Below are 16,065 nucleotides of genomic sequence, written 5' to 3' on the forward strand. Positions count from 1 at the left end.
GTTGCTGCCATAATAGGGCGATTCCCCGCCGCCCCGAGCGGGCGGCCCGTCGAATCGCAGTCCGAGATCGCAAAGCCTTCACATTGAGCAGTAACACTATTCGAATCGCGCTGGGTCTGGAGTACGATGGCCGCGTCTTCGCCGGCTGGCAGAGCCAGCCGCACGGCAACACGGTTCAGGACCGCTTGAACCAGGCGCTGAGCCGGATCGCCGGCGACAAGGACATCGTCACCACCGCGGCCGGCCGCACCGACGCCGGCGTGCACGCGGCGATGCAGGTGGTCCATTTCGATACCGACGCGTCCCGGCCGCTGAACGCCTGGGTCCGCGGCGTCAACGCGCTATTGCCCCCGGAAGTGGCGGTGGTGTGGGCGCGCCAGGTGGACGACGCGTTCCACGCCCGTTTTTCCGCCTTTTCCCGCAGCTACAGCTATTTTTTGCTGACCCACCCGGTGCGGTCCTGCCTGCTGGCGGGCAAGGTCGGCTGGTATCATCAGGCGCTGGACGTGGACGCGATGCGCGACGCGGCGGCGCGCCTGCTGGGCCGGCACGATTTTTCCAGCTTCCGCGCGTCGGAGTGCCAGGCGAAGTCGCCGGTCAAGGATTTGCAGCAGCTGGACATCGTCGAGGCGGACGGTTTGCTGCGCTTCGATCTGAACGCCGACGCCTTCCTGCACCACATGGTGCGGAATCTCGTCGGCGCGCTGTTGTATGTCGGCAAGGGCGCGCTGAGCCCGGCCGACATGCAGGCGCTGCTGGCCGCGCGCGACCGCACCAGCGCGCCGCCGACCTTCATGCCGGACGGGCTGTACCTGACCGGCGTAGGCTATCCGGAGACGTTCGCGCTGCCGTCGCGCTGCGAGGCGGCGCGCTTAAGATTACGCTGATGTTTTGATCGTGATTAAGCGTATGCGATGAGTTGTGGCCAGAATCACGATTTGCGGCATCATCCGGCGCGAAGACCGCGCCGAGGCGGCCTGCCGGACGCCGAGACCACCGGCCCGGCGTTCGACGGCAAAAGCCCGCGCAATGAGTGGGTGGAGCAGGCTCTGAGATGGCGCTGATGTTTTAATCGTTATCAAGCGGATGCGAGGAATTGTGGTCAGAATCAAGATTTGCGGCATCACCCGGCCCGAGGACGGCGTCGAGGCGGCCCGGCTGGGCGCCGACGCCATCGGCCTGGTATTTTACGAAAAAAGCCCGCGCAATGTGTCGATAGCCGGCGCGCGCGCGGTGATCGCCGCGCTGCCGCCCTTCGTCAGCGTGGTGGCCCTGTTCGTCAATCCCGAGCGCGAATGGGTGGACGAAGTGCTGGCCGGCTGCGCGATAGACGTGCTGCAGTTCCACGGCGAGGAGACGGCCGAGTTCTGCCGCTCCTTCCGCCGGCCCTATCTGAAGGCGGTGCGGGTGAAGCCGGGCGTGGACCTGATGGAGTGGGCGCGCCGCTACCCGGACGCGCGCGGGCTGCTGACCGACGCCTTCGTCGACGGCGCGCACGGCGGCACCGGCACCACCTTCGACTGGACGCTGTTGCCGGACGATCTGCCGCTGCCGCTGATCCTGTCCGGGGGGCTGGACGAAAACAACATCATCGAAGCCGTGCGCCGGGTGAAGCCGGCGGCGGTGGACGTCTCCAGCGGAGTGGAGGCGGGCAAGGGTATCAAAAATGCCGCCAGAATGGCGGCCTTCATATCAGGAGCAAGACATGGATCGGTATGATTTTCCGGATGCGCAGGGGCATTTCGGCCCCTATGGCGGTGTCTACGTCGCTGAAACCTTGATGGTGGCGCTGGACCAGTTGAAGCAGGAATACGCTCGCGTGAAGGCCGATCCGACGTTCTGGCAGGAGTTCCATCACGAGCTCAAGCACTATGTCGGTCGTCCGAGCCCGGTCTACCACGCCAAGCGCTGGTCCGAGCAGCTGGGCGGCGCGCAGATCTGGTTCAAGCGCGAAGACCTGAACCATACCGGCGCCCACAAGATCAACAACGCGATCGGCCAGGCGCTGCTGGCCCGCCGCATGGGCAAGAAGCGGGTGATCGCCGAGACCGGCGCCGGCCAGCACGGCGTGGCCACGGCCACCGTCGCCGCCCGCTACGGCATGGAGTGCGTCGTCTACATGGGTGCCGAGGACGTCAAGCGCCAGTCGCCCAACGTGTTCCGCATGAAGCTGTTGGGTGCCACCGTGGTGCCGGTGGAGTCCGGCTCCAAGACGCTGAAGGACGCGCTGAACGAGGCGATGCGCGACTGGGTGACCAATGTCGATTCCACCTTCTACATCCTGGGCACCGCCGCCGGTCCGCATCCGTATCCGATGCTGGTACGCGATTTCGTGTCGGTGATAGGCAGCGAGGCTAAGCTGCAGATGCCGGAAGTGATAGGCCGCCAGCCCGATGTGATCGTCGCCTGCGTCGGTGGCGGCTCCAACGCCATCGGCCTGTTCCATCCGTATATCGACGTGCCCGGCGTGCGCATGGTCGGCGTCGAGGCCGGCGGCCACGGCCTCGCCAGCGGCCGTCACGCCGCGCCGATCACCGCCGGCGCCAAGGTCGGCGTGCTGCACGGCTCCAAGAGCTATCTGATGCAGGACGAGGACGGCCAGATCGTTGAGACCCACTCGATCTCCGCCGGCCTCGACTATCCGGGCGTCGGTCCGGAGCACAGCTTCCTGAAGGACATCGGCCGCGCCGAGTACGCGGCGATAGACGACGACGAGGCCCTGCGCGCCTTCCACGACTGCTGTCACCTGGAAGGCATCATTCCGGCGCTGGAGTCCAGCCACGCGCTGGCCTGGGCCGCCAAGACCGCGCCGACGATGGGCAAGGACCAGGTGATACTGGTCAATCTGTCGGGCCGCGGCGACAAGGACATCAATACCGTGGCCGGCCTGTCCGGCATCACGCTGTAAGGGGGCGAGAATGTCACGCATTGCCAACTGTTTTGCCGAACTTGCGGGCAAGAAGGCCCTGATTCCGTTCATCACCGCCGGCGATCCGAATCCCGGCATGACCGTGTCGCTGATGCACGGTCTGGTGGACGGCGGCGCCGACATCATCGAGCTGGGCGTACCGTTCTCCGATCCGATGGCCGACGGCCCGGTGATCCAGCGCGCTTCCGAGCGCGCGCTGATCCACAAGGTGGGTCTGCGCCACGTGCTGGAGATGGTGGCCGAGTTCCGTCGCGACAACGCGAAGACGCCGGTGGTGCTGATGGGCTACCTGAATCCGCTGTGCGCGATGGGCTATGTCGAATTCGCCAAGCGGGCCAAGGCCGCCGGCGTGGACGGCGCGCTGACCGTCGACTGCCCGCCGGAAGAGGCCGCGGAGTTGCAGGCCGCGCTGGACGCCGAGGGTTTGGATACCGTGTTCCTGGTGGCGCCGACGACGCCGCCGGAGCGGGTGGCGGAAATTGCCCGCCTGGCGCGCGGTTACGTTTATTATGTGTCGCTGAAGGGCGTGACCGGCGCCGGACATCTGGACATTGATGACGTAGCGCGTAGAATTACTGCCCTCAGACAACAATTGCCGTTGCCGATAGGCGTCGGTTTTGGCATTCGCGACGCCGCGACCGCCAAGGCCATCGCGGTCACCGCGGACGCGGTGGTGGTCGGCAGCCGGCTGGTACAGGAAATCGAGGCGGCGACACCCGAAACTGCCAGAGAGCAGTTAACTCATCTGGTGGCCGAATTGAAGGCCGCCATCCGCTAGAACATCGACGGGGGCGCAGCGCCCCCGTTGCAATGTGTCGGGAAACATTCCCGGACACCCAGATTCAAGGAGTCAGCATGAGCTGGTTGAACAAGCTCCTTCCGCCGAAGATCAAGCGCGAGAATCGCGCCGACAAACCTTCCGCGGTACCCGAGGGGCTTTGGAGCAAATGCCCGGAGTGCGAAGCGGTGTTGTATTACACCGACTTGGAGAGCAATCTGCAGGTATGTCCCAAGTGCAGCCACCACCATCCCTTGTCGGCGCGCGAGCGCCTGAACCTGCTGCTGGACGAAGAAGGCCGGCGCGAGGTGGGCGAGGAGGTCAGGCCGGTTGACATACTCAAGTTCAAGGACAGCAAGAAGTACCCCGACCGGCTGTCCGCCGCCAAGAGCGACACCGGCGAGGACGACGCGCTGGTGGTGATGCAGGGCAGCATCCATTCGCTGCCGGCGGTGGTCGCGGCGTTCGAGTTCAAGTTCATCGGCGGTTCGATGGGTTCGGTGGTCGGAGAGCGCTTCGTGCGGGGCGTGCAGGCCGCCGTCGAGGCCAAGGCGCCGTTCGTCTGCGTGTCGGCCTCCGGCGGCGCGCGGATGCAGGAGGGCCTGAACTCGCTGATGCAGATGGCCAAGACCAGCGCCGCGCTGCAGTTGCTGAGCGAGCACAAGCTGCCGTTCATTTCCTTGCTGACCGATCCGACGATGGGCGGCGTGTCGGCCTCCTTCGCCTTCCTCGGCGACGTGGTGATGGCCGAGCCGAAGGCGCGCATCGGCTTCGCCGGCGCCCGCGTGATCGAGCAGACCGTGCGCGAGACCTTGCCGGAAGGCTTCCAGCGCGCCGAGTTCCTGTTGGAAAAGGGCGCGGTGGACATGGTGGTCGACCGGCGCGAGCTGAAGCGCAAGATCGCCGACCTGGTCACGCTGCTGATGCGGGAGCCGGCCGTCGTCTGAACGGCACCGTCCCCGCATTGTTAGAAACGCCGCCTTCGGGCGGCGTTTTCATTTGGGTCGGCAGCCTTGCAGCGCGCCGTTGAACTGCGGCAGGAATTGCGGGCCTTCGCGGGCGAGGAAAGCCTTGCCGAAATAGACGCCCATCGGCAGCGTTTCGGCCCGTTCGCTGCGGAGTTCCGCCTGCATGCCGAGCCGGGCGATCAGCGCGTCTATCGCGTAGCCGTTGCCGAGCACGGCGTCCACCCGCCGTGATTGCAGCATGCGCAGCAACAATTCGCTATTGGCCGGGGTGGCGGTCAGGTGGTAGCCGCGGTCCCGCAGCCAGCCGTCCATATTGGAACCGTTGAAGGCGCCGATGCGGGCCTGGCGCTTGAAGTCCGGGCTGGACGGGGACAGCGGGCTGCTTTTCAGCAGGTACCAGCGGCGCTCGTACGGTATCAGGGCGTCGGACAGGACGGCGTAGTCGTCCCGCTCCGCCGATGGCGTGGCGGCGAAAAAGCCGTCGGCCTGCTGCAGCTGGACCAGTAGTTGCGCGCGGGCCCAGGGCAGGACGTCGACGGTGTAGGGGCGCTGCATCTTGTTCAGCGCGCAGGCGACGATCTGCACGACCAGGCCGTCGGCATGGCCGTTGTCGCTGCGGGTGAACGATAGCGGGGGCTGCTGGTGGGTGGCGAGCCGGATGGCGTCCGCGGCGAAAACGCAGGGCGCGGCCAGCAGCAGGCTGGCCAGCAGGAGCTTGTGCGTGAGCGCGTGCGGCATGGTGCGTTCCGGTTGGCGGGGGAGCCCGGCTTCTTTTTAACGAAAGAGGACGGCGGCGGATATTACAAGTAATTTCTCGCCGCCCCGTGACGCGCTTCCGGCGCGCTCAGTCCGCCTGGGCCAGCGCCTCCAGCTGCTCCTGCACCTCCATCCATTCCTCCTCGACGGCTTCCAATCGGGAGGCCGTCCCTCTCTGTCGTTTGATGCTGTCGACCAGCTTCAGCCTCTTGGCGTCGCCGGTTGAACAGAAGGCCTCTGGAAGAGCGGTTGAGAGCAAGGCTGTGCTTTGGTCATGTGATTGCCGTCCATGGGATCTTGTCCCGGCGGGCATGTCGGTTGATCGGCGGCCGACATGGAGGGATTGCATTGATATCGAGGGCATTTTATGGCGTTGTGGCGCCTGTCATCCCTGCGCTCCTGCGTACATGCTCTTTTTGTAAAAGTTAATGTATTTGTTTCTTTTTATTTTCATTCCCCGTCGGCGCAACAATTATTCATATTCGACGGAACTTTTCATTGGCCTTGTCTGGTAATTTTCACACGCCCAGTGGATTGTTGGCGACAAATGCACAAATATAGCATTTGAGTTTGTTTTGTCTCAAATATACTCATTTGTAATTTATATCGAGATGCTGCCCTAACGCGCTGCCGCGCTATCAGTGCCACGGCTAGCGAGAGCGATGCTTGAAAATTTTCCAGAGCATATAAGTTCGCATGATATCGGCTTTTGATGTTGTTAAGTAGTAAAAATCTATGCGTATGTGAATATGGAGAGGGCCAAAATGATAAAGCCAGGAATGAAATCTTCATTGAGTTTCTTGTTAATCGTAATAACATCGTTCACATTAAGATCTATTGCTATGGCAGAGAGTGCTGGTGGAGTGCCGGCGGGCGAAATCCCTCATTTTGATAATGTCAAAGATGTTTCAGTTCCAAGGCCGAAAAGAATCATTGATTTGAGGAACTCTGAGATGAAATCACCTCAGATCCGGAAAATTAGTTTTAGTCCAGATGGCCGGTATCTTGGAATTGCAGTGAGCACTGACCGGATAAGGACTGATATTTTAGTGTGGGATCTGAAGAGTAATGGGCTGCAGTCTAGAATTCATTGCCCCTTTGATTATGGTGATATGCCCGATCATGATTTGCTGTGGAGTGCTGATGGGAAAGTAATTTCCTTTGGAGCTAAAAAGCAGTGGGATCCTCTGAGTGGCGATGCTCTGCCGGATAATCCAGCAATTGGACGTGGTGCAAGGCTAAATAAGGATGGAAGCAAAATGCTGACTATTGTCGGCATTATTGGTGAGCCATCCTACATTCATGTTTATGATACGAAAACCTGGGCGCTGCATCGAATATATGTTGATGGCCTGGCAGTTGTTATGGCTGCTTGGACTACCGATGATAAGATAGTTTCTAGTGCCACTGGCACGAGGGAGACATATGGTAAGGCTATTGATGGACATATTGTTCAGTTTAAAGATGCTGCAATCAGATTGCTAGATCCACTGGGTAAGGAAAAGACTAAGACCGTATGGTTTTCTGCGGAACCGACAGGTAATCCTATTTCGCCTTTGACTTATGGATTTGCAGTGGGGGCAGCAGGGAAAACTAACTTCGTTACTAATCAGATTTTCCTAAATACTGGTAGGGTGATTGATGGCGCTACCTTGTCAGTTCGCCGCTACCACTCTTTTGATGAGGGAAATGCCACTCCTGGGGCTTTTGGTATGGGCTTTAGCCGGAGTGGTAAATTTCTATATTTGAAAGGATCTTCTTTTCCGAGTGGAAGTGGACGAGTGTTAATTAATAATAGCATTGTGGATGTGGTGTCAGGAAAACCATTGGTTCAGTTTGGTGGTGGGCTGGATCATATGGGTGATTTGGCCGTTAGTCCAAATGGTGACATTTTGGCTTTAGGTGATGGCTATTCCGTCATTCTGTTTGATATTTAATAATAATTTGAAAATTACGGAGTCATTGGATGCCACAATCTGCACCGTCTGCACCGTCTGCACCGTCTGCACCGTCTGCACCGTCTGCACCGTCTGCACCGTCTGCACCGTCTGAACCGTCTGCACCGTCTGCAACGCTTAGTGATCTATTTGTCGCTGCGGCGGCTACTTATCATGATCCTAAAGGCCCTGTTTTAGGCAGTCAGTGGATGAGTATTTCAATGGAGGATATTCTGACTAATAATCCTACATTGGCTGACTCTATGGCGAAAGTCGGGTTTTATGGCGAAGTAAGCGTGAATCGGGAAACAGGGGAGGTTATAATTGCGGATCGTGGTACAACTAATGCGCAGAACTTAGTTACAGATACAGAGGTTGCTCTTGATGTATCGCGTGATGCGCAGCCTGTAGCTGATGCCTTTGCACTGGCTGGTTTGGCTGCTGCGATGCAGGACTTAGCTTTGAATGGAGTCGCAGTAAGCGCGATTTACACTACAGGACACTCTCTGGGTGGCGCTGATGCTCAGGGGCAGGCTGCTTTGTTAAGTAATCTTGGCGCTAGCCCGGATGGTACGTCAAATTTCCCCGCCGGTGTCCATATCACGAACGTGTCCCTTGATTCTCCCGGGATTGCCAATCTGACTAATTCAGGCACTGGCAGCAACTACACTAGCTATAATTTCTCTGCTCAGGGTGACTTGGTTCATTTTTCTGGAGGGAGTGATCTCGCGGGTACAACGGAAGTATCGCTGCCGGTCGGCCCCTCTATGTGGTCTACCGGCGGCCTCGTCGGCCTGGGGACCGTGGCGGCGTCAAGCGGCGTAGGCACGTTGTTCAGCGGCGCGCTCATTACTGCCGGCTTGGACAACGCCTTGTCTGCGCATTCCAGTTTGATTCTGTCCAATTCGATTTCGAACACGGCTTTGGGCAATATTCCTATCAGCCAGCTGAATAGCGCGTCGTTATCGGCAAATCAGATGCAGAATCTATTCTCGACGAGTCAGGATCAATACCAGGCCTTGACGCCGGTTCAGCAGGCTTCTTTGACCAATGCCGCCCCCCCCAATCCTGCCACGCCGGTTTATGACACGGCTGGCTATGATCAAAATGGGTATGATCAGAGCGGTTATGATATTTATGGCTTTGATAAGAGCGGAAATCGCAATCCGGCGATTGCGCAGAATGGCGGGCAAACCAATACCGACACATTTGCCGATGGCTCGGCGGTGAAGGTTGTCATCGCCGCGAATGGATCTTCCGTCGAAACGCTGAATTCTGCGGACGGCACGGTTTATACTTATAGCCGAGATGCATCCGGAAGCCTTACCAGCATCGTCACGCAAGGTAGCGATGGCACGGTAGTCACCGAAAGCGTGAATTCGGAAACGGGTGAGTTGACCCAGTCGGATACCCAGAATGGCGCTTTGGTGGAAAGCGGCGATGTCCAAATGGCGGCAGGGAGTGTCACTTCAGCCACTGATACGCTTTACTCGCCATCCGGAGCGATATCCTCGACAGACTCTATCGGCAAGTCCTCGGATGGCAGCAGCACGGAAGCGGTTGCCAGCTACGCTGATGGCGTGGCTACTGGCCAGGTAACAATTGAGACCGCCAGCAATGGCACGCAGGCAGTCAATGTTTCCGGTACAAACAATAATGTCGACGTCGATGGCGCGGTCATTACGCTTTCCTCCAATGCGAGCGCAATGATAGGCAGTAGCGCTGACACGATAGATGTCGACGGCAGCGGTGTCAGCGTGACGGCGATGAATGCCACGGTCAATCTGTCGGCGGGCGCCGGCCTGAATCTGTCCGGCGGCAGCGATGCCGTCAATATGAGCGGCAGCGGCGATTCGCTGGGCCTGCTGGGCGGCTCCAATTACACGGTCACCGGCAGCGGCGACACGATCAATACCTGGGGCGGCACCGGGCTGAGCCTGTCGGGCAGCAACGATGCGGTGGGTTTGGGAGGCGGCGCCGACACGCTGGCCCTGCAGGGCGGCGCCAATATTTCAGTGACCACCAATAGCGCCGCCGGCGATCAGATCAATCTGGCGGCGAAAACGCAGGCGAGCATTGCCGGTAGCGGCGATACGCTGCAGGTGAACGGCGCCGGCGTCGGCGTGGCGGCTTCCAACGATACCGTCGATCTGTCGGCGGGCGCGGGCCTGAACCTGTCCGGCGGCAGCGATGCCGTCAATATGAGCGGCACTGGCGATTCGCTGGGCCTGCTGGGCGGCTCCAACTACTCGGTCACCGGCAGCGGCGACACGATCAATACCTGGGGCGGTACCGGGCTGAGCCTGTCGGGCAGCAACGATGCGGTGGGTCTGGGCGGCGGTGCCGATACGCTGGGGCTACAAGGCGGCACCAATATCGCGGTGACCACCAATAGCGCGGCCGGCGACCAGATCAATCTGGCGGCGAATACGCAGGCGAGCATTGCCGGCAGCGGCGATACGCTGCAAGTGAACGGTGCCGGCGTCAGCGTGACGGCTGCTATTAATCCGGCAGTAATAATCCGTACAGATTGTATACTTCCGGCATGGAAAAAATCGATGTGCGCAAGCTTGAACTGGCCGCCCGTGAGCAGCTGAGGCGTACCGCTATCCGGATGTACAAGCGAGGCCGGTCTCAAGCCAGTATTGCCGAAGAACTCGGGCTGCGCCGCCCCACCATTTCCGCCTGGGTGGTGCGTGAGGCAGCACTAGGTGCGCAGGGATTCAAAGAACAGAAGCGCGGTCGCGCCGAAGGCACCGGCCGTCGGCTGACCGAGGCGCAGGAAGCCCGGATCAAGCAGGACATCGTGGATCGCACGCCAGACCAGATGAAGCTGAGGTTTGCCCTGTGGAGTGCTCAGGCGGTCAAGGCTGTAATCAAGCAGATGTTTCTGATCGATCTGCCGATCCGTACTGTCCGTCTGTACTTGGCCCGCTGGGGCTTTACGCCGCAGCGCCCGCTCAAACGCGCTTATGAGCAGCGACCGGCAGCAGTCGAGAAATGGCTCAAGGAGGAATACCCGGCTATCGTCGCGCGTGCCAAAGCGGAAATGGCTGAAATCAGCTGGGGCGACGAATCGGCGGTGTCGAGTGTTGAGCACTTTCCGCGTGGCTACGCCCCAAAAGGCCAAACCCCAGTTCTGGTGTTATCCCAATCGAAAAGAGCGCGCATCAACTTGATTTCGGCCATTACCAACCAAGGCAAGATGCGCTTCATGCTGTACCGGGAGACCTTGACGGCCCGGGTGCTGATCAAGTTTCTGATGCGGCTGATCCGTGATGCTGGCGGCAAGAAGGTGTTCTTGATCCTCGACAACTTGCGCGTGCATCACAGCAAGCTGGTGCAAGCATGGTTGGAGGAGGAAGAGAACAAGAAGGCGATTGAGTTGTTCTTCCTGCCCAGCTACTCACCGGAACTGAACCCGGATGAATACTTGAACGGCGACCTGAAGGCCAGAATGAGCGCAGGTGAGCCGGTTCGATCAGACGGTCAACTTCAAGGGAAAGTGCTGTCCCATTTACGCTCATTGCAGAAGCAGCCGGCCAGAATCCGGTCGTACTTCCGGCATGAAAAAATCCGCTACGCGGCATGAGCTTTCTGTACGGTATTTGACTGCCGGATTAATAATGATACCGTCGATCTGTCCGCGGGTGCCGGCCTGAACCTGTCCGGCGGCAGCGATGTCGTCAATATGAGTGGCACTGGTGATTCGCTGGGCCTGCTGGGCGGCTCCAACTACTCGGTCACCGGCAGCGGCGACACGATCAATACCTGGGGCGGCACCGGGCTGAGCCTGTCGGGCAGCAATGATGCGGTGGGCCTGGGCGGCGGCGCCGACACGCTGGGCCTGCAGGGCGGCGCCAATATCGCGGTGACCACCAATAGCGCGGCCGGCGACCAAATCAATCTGGCGGCGAACACGCAGGCGAGCATTACTGGCAGCGGCGATACGCTGCAAGTGAACGGCCCCGGCGTCAGCGTGACGGCTGCTAATGATACCGTCGATCTGTCGGCGGGCGCGGGTCTGAATCTGTCTGGCGGCAGCGATACCGTCAATATGAGCGGCGCCGGCGATATGCTGGGCCTGGTCGGCGGCAGTAATTACACCGTCAGCGGGACCGGCGACACGATCAGCACGGTCGGCGGCACGGCATTCAATCTGTCCGGCGGTGGCGATTCGGTGACCCTGGGCGGCAGCGGCGATTCGCTGGGCCTGCTGGGCGGCTCCAATTACTCGGTCACCGGCAGCGGCGACACGATCAATACCTGGGGCGGCACCGGGCTGAATCTGTCTGGCAGCAACGATGCGGTGGGACTGGGCGGCGGCGCCGACACGCTGGGCCTGCAGGGCGGCGCCAATATCGCGGTGACTACCAATAGCGCGGCCGGCGATCAGATCAATCTGGCGGCGAACACGCAGGCGAGCATTGCCGGCAGCGGCGATACGCTGCAGGTGAACGGCGCCGGCGTCGGCGTGACGGCTTCCAACGATACCGTCGATCTGTCGGCGGGCGCGGGCCTGAACCTGTCCGGCGGCAGCGATACCGTCAATATGAGCGGCGCTGGCGATACGCTGGGCCTGGTCGGCGGCAGTAATTACGCCGTCAGCGGGACCGGCGACACGATCAGCACGGTCGGCGGCACGGCATTCAATCTGTCCGGCGGCGGCGATTCGGTGACCCTGGGCGGCAGCGGCGATTCGCTGGGCCTGCTGGGCGGCTCCAACTATTTGGTCACCGGCAGCGGCGATACGATCAATACCTTGGCCGGCACGTCTCTTAATCTGTCTGGCGGCAACGATGCGGTGGCCTTGTCCGGCGGAGGCGACTCGCTGGGTCTGCTGAGCGGTTCCAACTACTCGGTCAGCGGGGACTATTCCGGATCGCTGACCCTGGACGCGGGCGCTGCGGCAACACTGAATGGCGCGAGCGTGCCGGGCCCCTCCCAGGCTGCCGAGACCCTGATGTATAACGGGGCGGGGCAGGTGAGCGAAACCATTACCGACTTCACCGCGGGCGGCTCGCAAGCGGTGATCACATCCGGTCTTGGCAGCGGCATCGCCGAGGAGTTCCAGAATTATACTGGGGTCAACGCTAGTGGTGCCGAGACGTCTCAGATCATCGATTATGTGTCCGGCAATTCACAAGTACAGACCTTGAGCGGTTTGCCAAACGAAGACGCTTCGATTACGCAAAGCTTTACCGGCAGCAATGGCACCGGGCTGGTGTCGGCCGAGTCTATCCGCGAGACCAACGGCGATACTGTCGATTATGCCTATTCCTACAACGCGGCCGGAGCTGAAACGTCTTATCAGGAAACCCTGTATGGCGGTAATGGCTCGGTACTTTCATCAGGGGATTTTCAACCAAATGGTAGTCCGGTTGTGGAGGGTTACGGCGGGGATCCTGGCGGAGATGATGGTGGCAATTCTGATGAGTATTCGGATGAGGATATGGGTGCCGACGACGGTGATGGTTTTGCCGGCTCGCAGTCGACGATCGCCGCCGCATTGGCTGGCGGCGTCGGATATGTCGCCCAATATGATCTGAGCCAGGGGGACGTGGTTGACGCGGCGGCCGCCGAGGCGGCGCTTCGACAGGCCGCGGCGGCCGCCGGCGCCTCCACGGCCGCAGGCGGCGGGACCGCGGTGCTGGCCGGGGCAAAGTGGGGCGGCGATGTCGTCACCTGGAGCCTCGCCGACAGCGTCGCCGCAGGCGGCATGCCGTTCAGCAGCTATATGAGCGGCGAGTACGAGGCTGCCGTCCAGCAGGCAATGGGCACCTGGTCTTCCGTCGCCGGCATCACCTTCGACGAAGTCTCGGACTCCTCGCAGTCGGATATCCGTTTGGGATGGGCGGATTTCAATACCGCCAGCAGCGGCGTCGTCGGTTTTACCAGCGCCCAATCACGGAATGGCCAGATGAGCGCCGGCGCAACCATCGAGTTGGAGGATCCGAGCCAGAATGCGCTGGTGCAGGGCGCGGATGGGCAACTGGGCTATTCGGGGACCGATGCCACGCTGGAGCAGGTCCTGCTGCATGAAATCGGCCATGCGCTTGGTTTTGCCGATAGTTCCGATCCCAGTTCCATCATGTATTACGAGCTGACGGCCAATAACCGGACGCTGGACGGCACGGACGCCGCCGGGGCGCAATTGCTGTATGGGCAGGACGCGGCGGCGGCGCCGACATCCGCCGATCAGATCCGCATCGGCCAGCTGGTTCAGGCGATGGCGGCTTACGATGTGCCTACTGCCGCATCCAGCGTTTTGTCCCAGGGCGGCAGCGCTGGTATTGAGCTGCAGATGGCTGCGGCGCATTAAGCCGGCGGGCCGGCCTTGCGGTCACGGCGAATTCGCCCGTCGGGCTCCACCGTGGCCATCGGGCTTGGCTGGCGGGAGCCCGCCTGCCGGTTTGCCCGCGCGATTCTAACTGTTATTACTTAACTGGCCCTGTCGTCGGAAAGACCCGCGCGCGATGGCCGCCGGCCGGCGAAGCGCGCCTGCGACGGCTGCGCGTATCCCGGGGCTTGGCTGGAAATGAAAGAATGAAGGGATGCGTGATGGAAGTCATGCAGGAGGCTGCCGGAGCGCAAAACCGCCGGGATCCGGGCCTGGCTGCCTTGGTGGCGATCGCTCGTTTTCACGGCATCGCCGTCGATGCCGGGCAATTGCAGCATGCCGCCGCGCTGGGCGGCTTGGCGTTCGATAGCGATGCCTTGGTATTGAGCGCGCGTTCCATCGGCTTGAAGGCGAGGGTGGTTCCGCTGAGAACGGAGCGCTTGAGCTTGGCGCCGCTGCCGGTCCTGGCATTGGATAGGGGGGGCATGCATTTCGTCATCGCCCGTTGCGACGGCAAGACCGCGCTTGTGCTTGAGGCGAACAAGGATGCTCCCAGCGTGCTGTCGCTAGAGGAGGTGGCGGAACGGTCAAGCGGGCGGATGATGCTGTTCGCCTCGCGGGCATCGCTGGCCGGAGAGCTGGCGCGCTTCGATTTCTCCTGGTTCATTCCGGCCATCATCAAGTACCGGCGGTTGCTGCTGGAGGTGCTGGCCATTTCCCTGGTGCTGCAGATTTTCGGCCTGGTTTCGCCGTTGATGTTCCAGGTGGTCATGGACAAGGTGCTGGTCAACCATACCTACAATACGCTGGTCGCCGTCGGGATGGCTCTTTTCATCGGCTCGACCTTCGAAGTTTTGCTGACCGGTCTGCGCAATTACATCTTTTCGCATACGACCAACCGGATCGACGTCGAACTCGGGGCGCGCTTGTTTCGGCATCTGGTGGCCTTGCCGCTTGCGTATTTTGCGCCGCGGCGGGTTGGCGATACCGTGGCCAGGGTGCGGGAGCTGGAGAATATCCGCAACTTTCTGACGGGCCAGGCGCTGACCGCCGTCATCGATCTATTGTTCTCCTTTGTCTTCCTCGCCGTGATGTGCATCTACAGCGTGTGGCTGACCCTGATCGTCGCGATGTCGCTGCCGGTTTATGCCGGAATTTCCGCCTTGCTGGTTCCGACGCTGCGGCAGCGGCTGAATGAGAAATTCGCTCGTGGGGCCGACAATCAATCGTTCCTGGTCGAGGCCGTGTCTGGCATCGAAACCGTGAAGTCCATGGCCGTCGAGCCGTATTTCGTGCAGAAGTGGCAATCGCAACTGGCCGCGTATGTCGCGGCGAGCTTTCGCGTGACGCAGCTTGGCAATGTCGGCCAACAGCTGATCCAGTATGTCGGCAAGCTGGTCACGCTGGCGACGCTGATGCTGGGGGCCAAGCTGGTGATGGACGGCCGGCTGACGGTGGGGGAGCTGATCGCCTTCAATATGATGTCCCAGCGCGTTGCCGCGCCAGTGCTGCGTCTGGCGCAGCTATGGCAGGACTTTCAGCAGATCGGCATTTCGATGAACCGCCTGGGCGATATTCTCAACGCCCGCAGCGAGCTGCCGTCGAGCAGGCAGGCCCTGCCGCAACTGGAAGGCAATATCCGCTTCGAGGACATCCGCTTCCGCTATCGGCCGGACGGTCCGGCGATTCTCGATGGGATATCGCTGGATATCCGCGCGGGCCAGGTCATAGGCATCGTCGGCCGCTCTGGCTCGGGCAAGAGCACGCTGACCAAGCTGCTGCAGCGGCTTTATCTGCCCGAACAGGGTACGGTGCGCATAGACGGCATCGATCTCTTGCTTGCCGATCCTTCATGGCTGCGCCGGCAGGTCGGCGTGGTGCTGCAGGAAAATCTGCTGTTCAACCGGTCGATACGCGAGAACATCGCCCTGACCGATCCCGGCGCGCCGTTTGAGACCGTGATGCAGGCGGCCAAGTTGGCCGGCGCGCATGATTTCATTTGCGAATTGCCGCAGGCCTACGACACCGCGGTCGAAGAGCACGGCGGCAACTTGTCCGGCGGGCAGCGGCAGCGGCTGGCCATCGCGCGGGCATTGCTGACCAATCCCCGCATTCTGATTTTCGACGAAGCCACCAGCGCGCTCGATTTTGAAACCGAGCGGATCATCCAAAACAATATGCGCGCGATTTGCGCCAGCCGCACGGTCATCATCATCGCGCACCGCCTGACCGCCGTGCGCCATGCCGACCAGATCGTCGCGATGGACAAGGGCAGGATAGTGGAGCGCGGCCTGCATGACGAATTGCTCGCACGAGGCGGCTATTATGCGCATCTCGTGTCCTTGCAGAATGGTTGA

The 16,065-nt window shown here is 61.0% G+C and carries 12 protein-coding genes; 10 read left to right on the forward strand and 2 right to left on the reverse strand.

Annotated features, from left to right (window positions below; all coding sequences use genetic code 11):
* Positions 1-98: 98 nt before the first annotated feature.
* The 5 genes from truA (at position 99) to accD (ending at position 4,654) form a co-directional block, all read left to right on the forward strand.
* The gene (truA, locus tag CXB49_RS07890; protein WP_101710650.1) at positions 99-887 is read left to right on the forward strand and encodes a tRNA pseudouridine(38-40) synthase TruA; all 789 of its coding nucleotides are present in this window, start codon (positions 99-101) and stop codon (positions 885-887) included.
* A 208-nt stretch (positions 888-1,095) separates the two neighbouring features.
* Positions 1,096-1,719: a phosphoribosylanthranilate isomerase gene (locus tag CXB49_RS07895; protein WP_101710651.1), complete on the forward strand. Its 624-nt coding sequence runs from the start codon at positions 1,096-1,098 to the stop codon at positions 1,717-1,719.
* Complete coding sequence (gene trpB / locus CXB49_RS07900) at positions 1,706-2,908, forward strand: tryptophan synthase subunit beta (RefSeq protein ID WP_101707882.1); 1,203 nt, start codon at positions 1,706-1,708, stop codon at positions 2,906-2,908. The genes CXB49_RS07895 and trpB overlap by 14 nt, the downstream gene beginning before the upstream one ends.
* 10 nt (positions 2,909-2,918) lie before the next feature.
* A complete protein-coding gene (trpA, locus tag CXB49_RS07905) occupies positions 2,919-3,707 on the forward strand; it encodes a tryptophan synthase subunit alpha (protein WP_101707883.1) in 789 nt (262 codons plus the stop codon).
* A gap of 77 nt (positions 3,708-3,784) precedes the next feature.
* Positions 3,785-4,654, forward strand: coding sequence for an acetyl-CoA carboxylase, carboxyltransferase subunit beta (accD, locus tag CXB49_RS07910; RefSeq protein ID WP_101707884.1), 870 nt, complete (start codon positions 3,785-3,787; stop codon positions 4,652-4,654).
* Positions 4,655-4,702: 48 nt separating this feature from the next.
* On the opposite strand, the gene CXB49_RS07915 is transcribed toward accD, so the two are convergent.
* On the reverse strand, positions 4,703-5,413 hold the full coding sequence (locus CXB49_RS07915; protein ID WP_101707885.1) for an ABC transporter substrate-binding protein: 711 nt from the start codon (positions 5,411-5,413) through the stop codon (positions 4,703-4,705).
* Between the two features lie 106 nt (positions 5,414-5,519).
* Positions 5,520-5,690 carry a hypothetical protein gene (locus CXB49_RS23325; RefSeq protein WP_158300670.1) on the reverse strand — a complete coding sequence of 57 codons (171 nt, stop codon included), beginning with the start codon at positions 5,688-5,690 and terminating at the stop codon, positions 5,520-5,522.
* A 505-nt stretch (positions 5,691-6,195) separates the two neighbouring features.
* Here CXB49_RS23325 and CXB49_RS23330 point away from each other — a divergent pair.
* The 5 genes from CXB49_RS23330 (at position 6,196) to CXB49_RS07940 (ending at position 16,065) form a co-directional block, all read left to right on the forward strand.
* Positions 6,196-7,368 carry a WD40 repeat domain-containing protein gene (locus CXB49_RS23330; RefSeq protein WP_158300671.1) on the forward strand — a complete coding sequence of 391 codons (1,173 nt, stop codon included), beginning with the start codon at positions 6,196-6,198 and terminating at the stop codon, positions 7,366-7,368.
* A gap of 221 nt (positions 7,369-7,589) precedes the next feature.
* Entirely contained in the window at positions 7,590-9,965 is a 2,376-nt protein-coding gene (locus tag CXB49_RS23335) for a hypothetical protein (RefSeq protein WP_158300672.1), read from the forward strand.
* On the forward strand, positions 9,914-10,960 hold the full coding sequence (locus CXB49_RS07930; RefSeq protein ID WP_101706528.1) for an IS630 family transposase: 1,047 nt from the start codon (positions 9,914-9,916) through the stop codon (positions 10,958-10,960). The genes CXB49_RS23335 and CXB49_RS07930 overlap by 52 nt, the downstream gene beginning before the upstream one ends.
* A 99-nt stretch (positions 10,961-11,059) precedes the next feature.
* A complete protein-coding gene (locus tag CXB49_RS07935; protein WP_101707887.1) occupies positions 11,060-13,690 on the forward strand; it encodes a matrixin family metalloprotease in 2,631 nt (876 codons plus the stop codon).
* 239 nt (positions 13,691-13,929) lie between these two features.
* On the forward strand, positions 13,930-16,065 hold the full coding sequence (locus CXB49_RS07940; RefSeq protein ID WP_304441844.1) for a type I secretion system permease/ATPase: 2,136 nt from the start codon (positions 13,930-13,932) through the stop codon (positions 16,063-16,065).

Origin of the sequence: Chromobacterium sp. ATCC 53434, from assembly GCF_002848345.1 — a bacterium.
Classification (GTDB): Bacteria; Pseudomonadota; Gammaproteobacteria; order Burkholderiales; family Chromobacteriaceae; genus Chromobacterium.

What these genes read in the sequence shown, in the direction of transcription:
- trpB (WP_101707882.1), top strand. Translation starts at nt 1,706, where the DNA reads ATGGATCGGTATGATTTTCCGGATGCGCAGGGGCATTTCGGCCCCTAT.
- trpA (WP_101707883.1), top strand. Translation starts at nt 2,919, where the DNA reads ATGTCACGCATTGCCAACTGTTTTGCCGAACTTGCGGGCAAGAAGGCC.
- accD (WP_101707884.1), top strand. Translation starts at nt 3,785, where the DNA reads ATGAGCTGGTTGAACAAGCTCCTTCCGCCGAAGATCAAGCGCGAGAAT.
- CXB49_RS07915 (WP_101707885.1), bottom strand. Translation starts at nt 5,413, where the DNA reads ATGCCGCACGCGCTCACGCACAAGCTCCTGCTGGCCAGCCTGCTGCTG.
- CXB49_RS23330 (WP_158300671.1), top strand. Translation starts at nt 6,196, where the DNA reads ATGATAAAGCCAGGAATGAAATCTTCATTGAGTTTCTTGTTAATCGTA.
- CXB49_RS23335 (WP_158300672.1), top strand. Translation starts at nt 7,590, where the DNA reads ATGGAGGATATTCTGACTAATAATCCTACATTGGCTGACTCTATGGCG.
- CXB49_RS07930 (WP_101706528.1), top strand. Translation starts at nt 9,914, where the DNA reads ATGGAAAAAATCGATGTGCGCAAGCTTGAACTGGCCGCCCGTGAGCAG.
- CXB49_RS07935 (WP_101707887.1), top strand. Translation starts at nt 11,060, where the DNA reads ATGAGTGGCACTGGTGATTCGCTGGGCCTGCTGGGCGGCTCCAACTAC.
- CXB49_RS07940 (WP_304441844.1), top strand. Translation starts at nt 13,930, where the DNA reads ATGGAAGTCATGCAGGAGGCTGCCGGAGCGCAAAACCGCCGGGATCCG.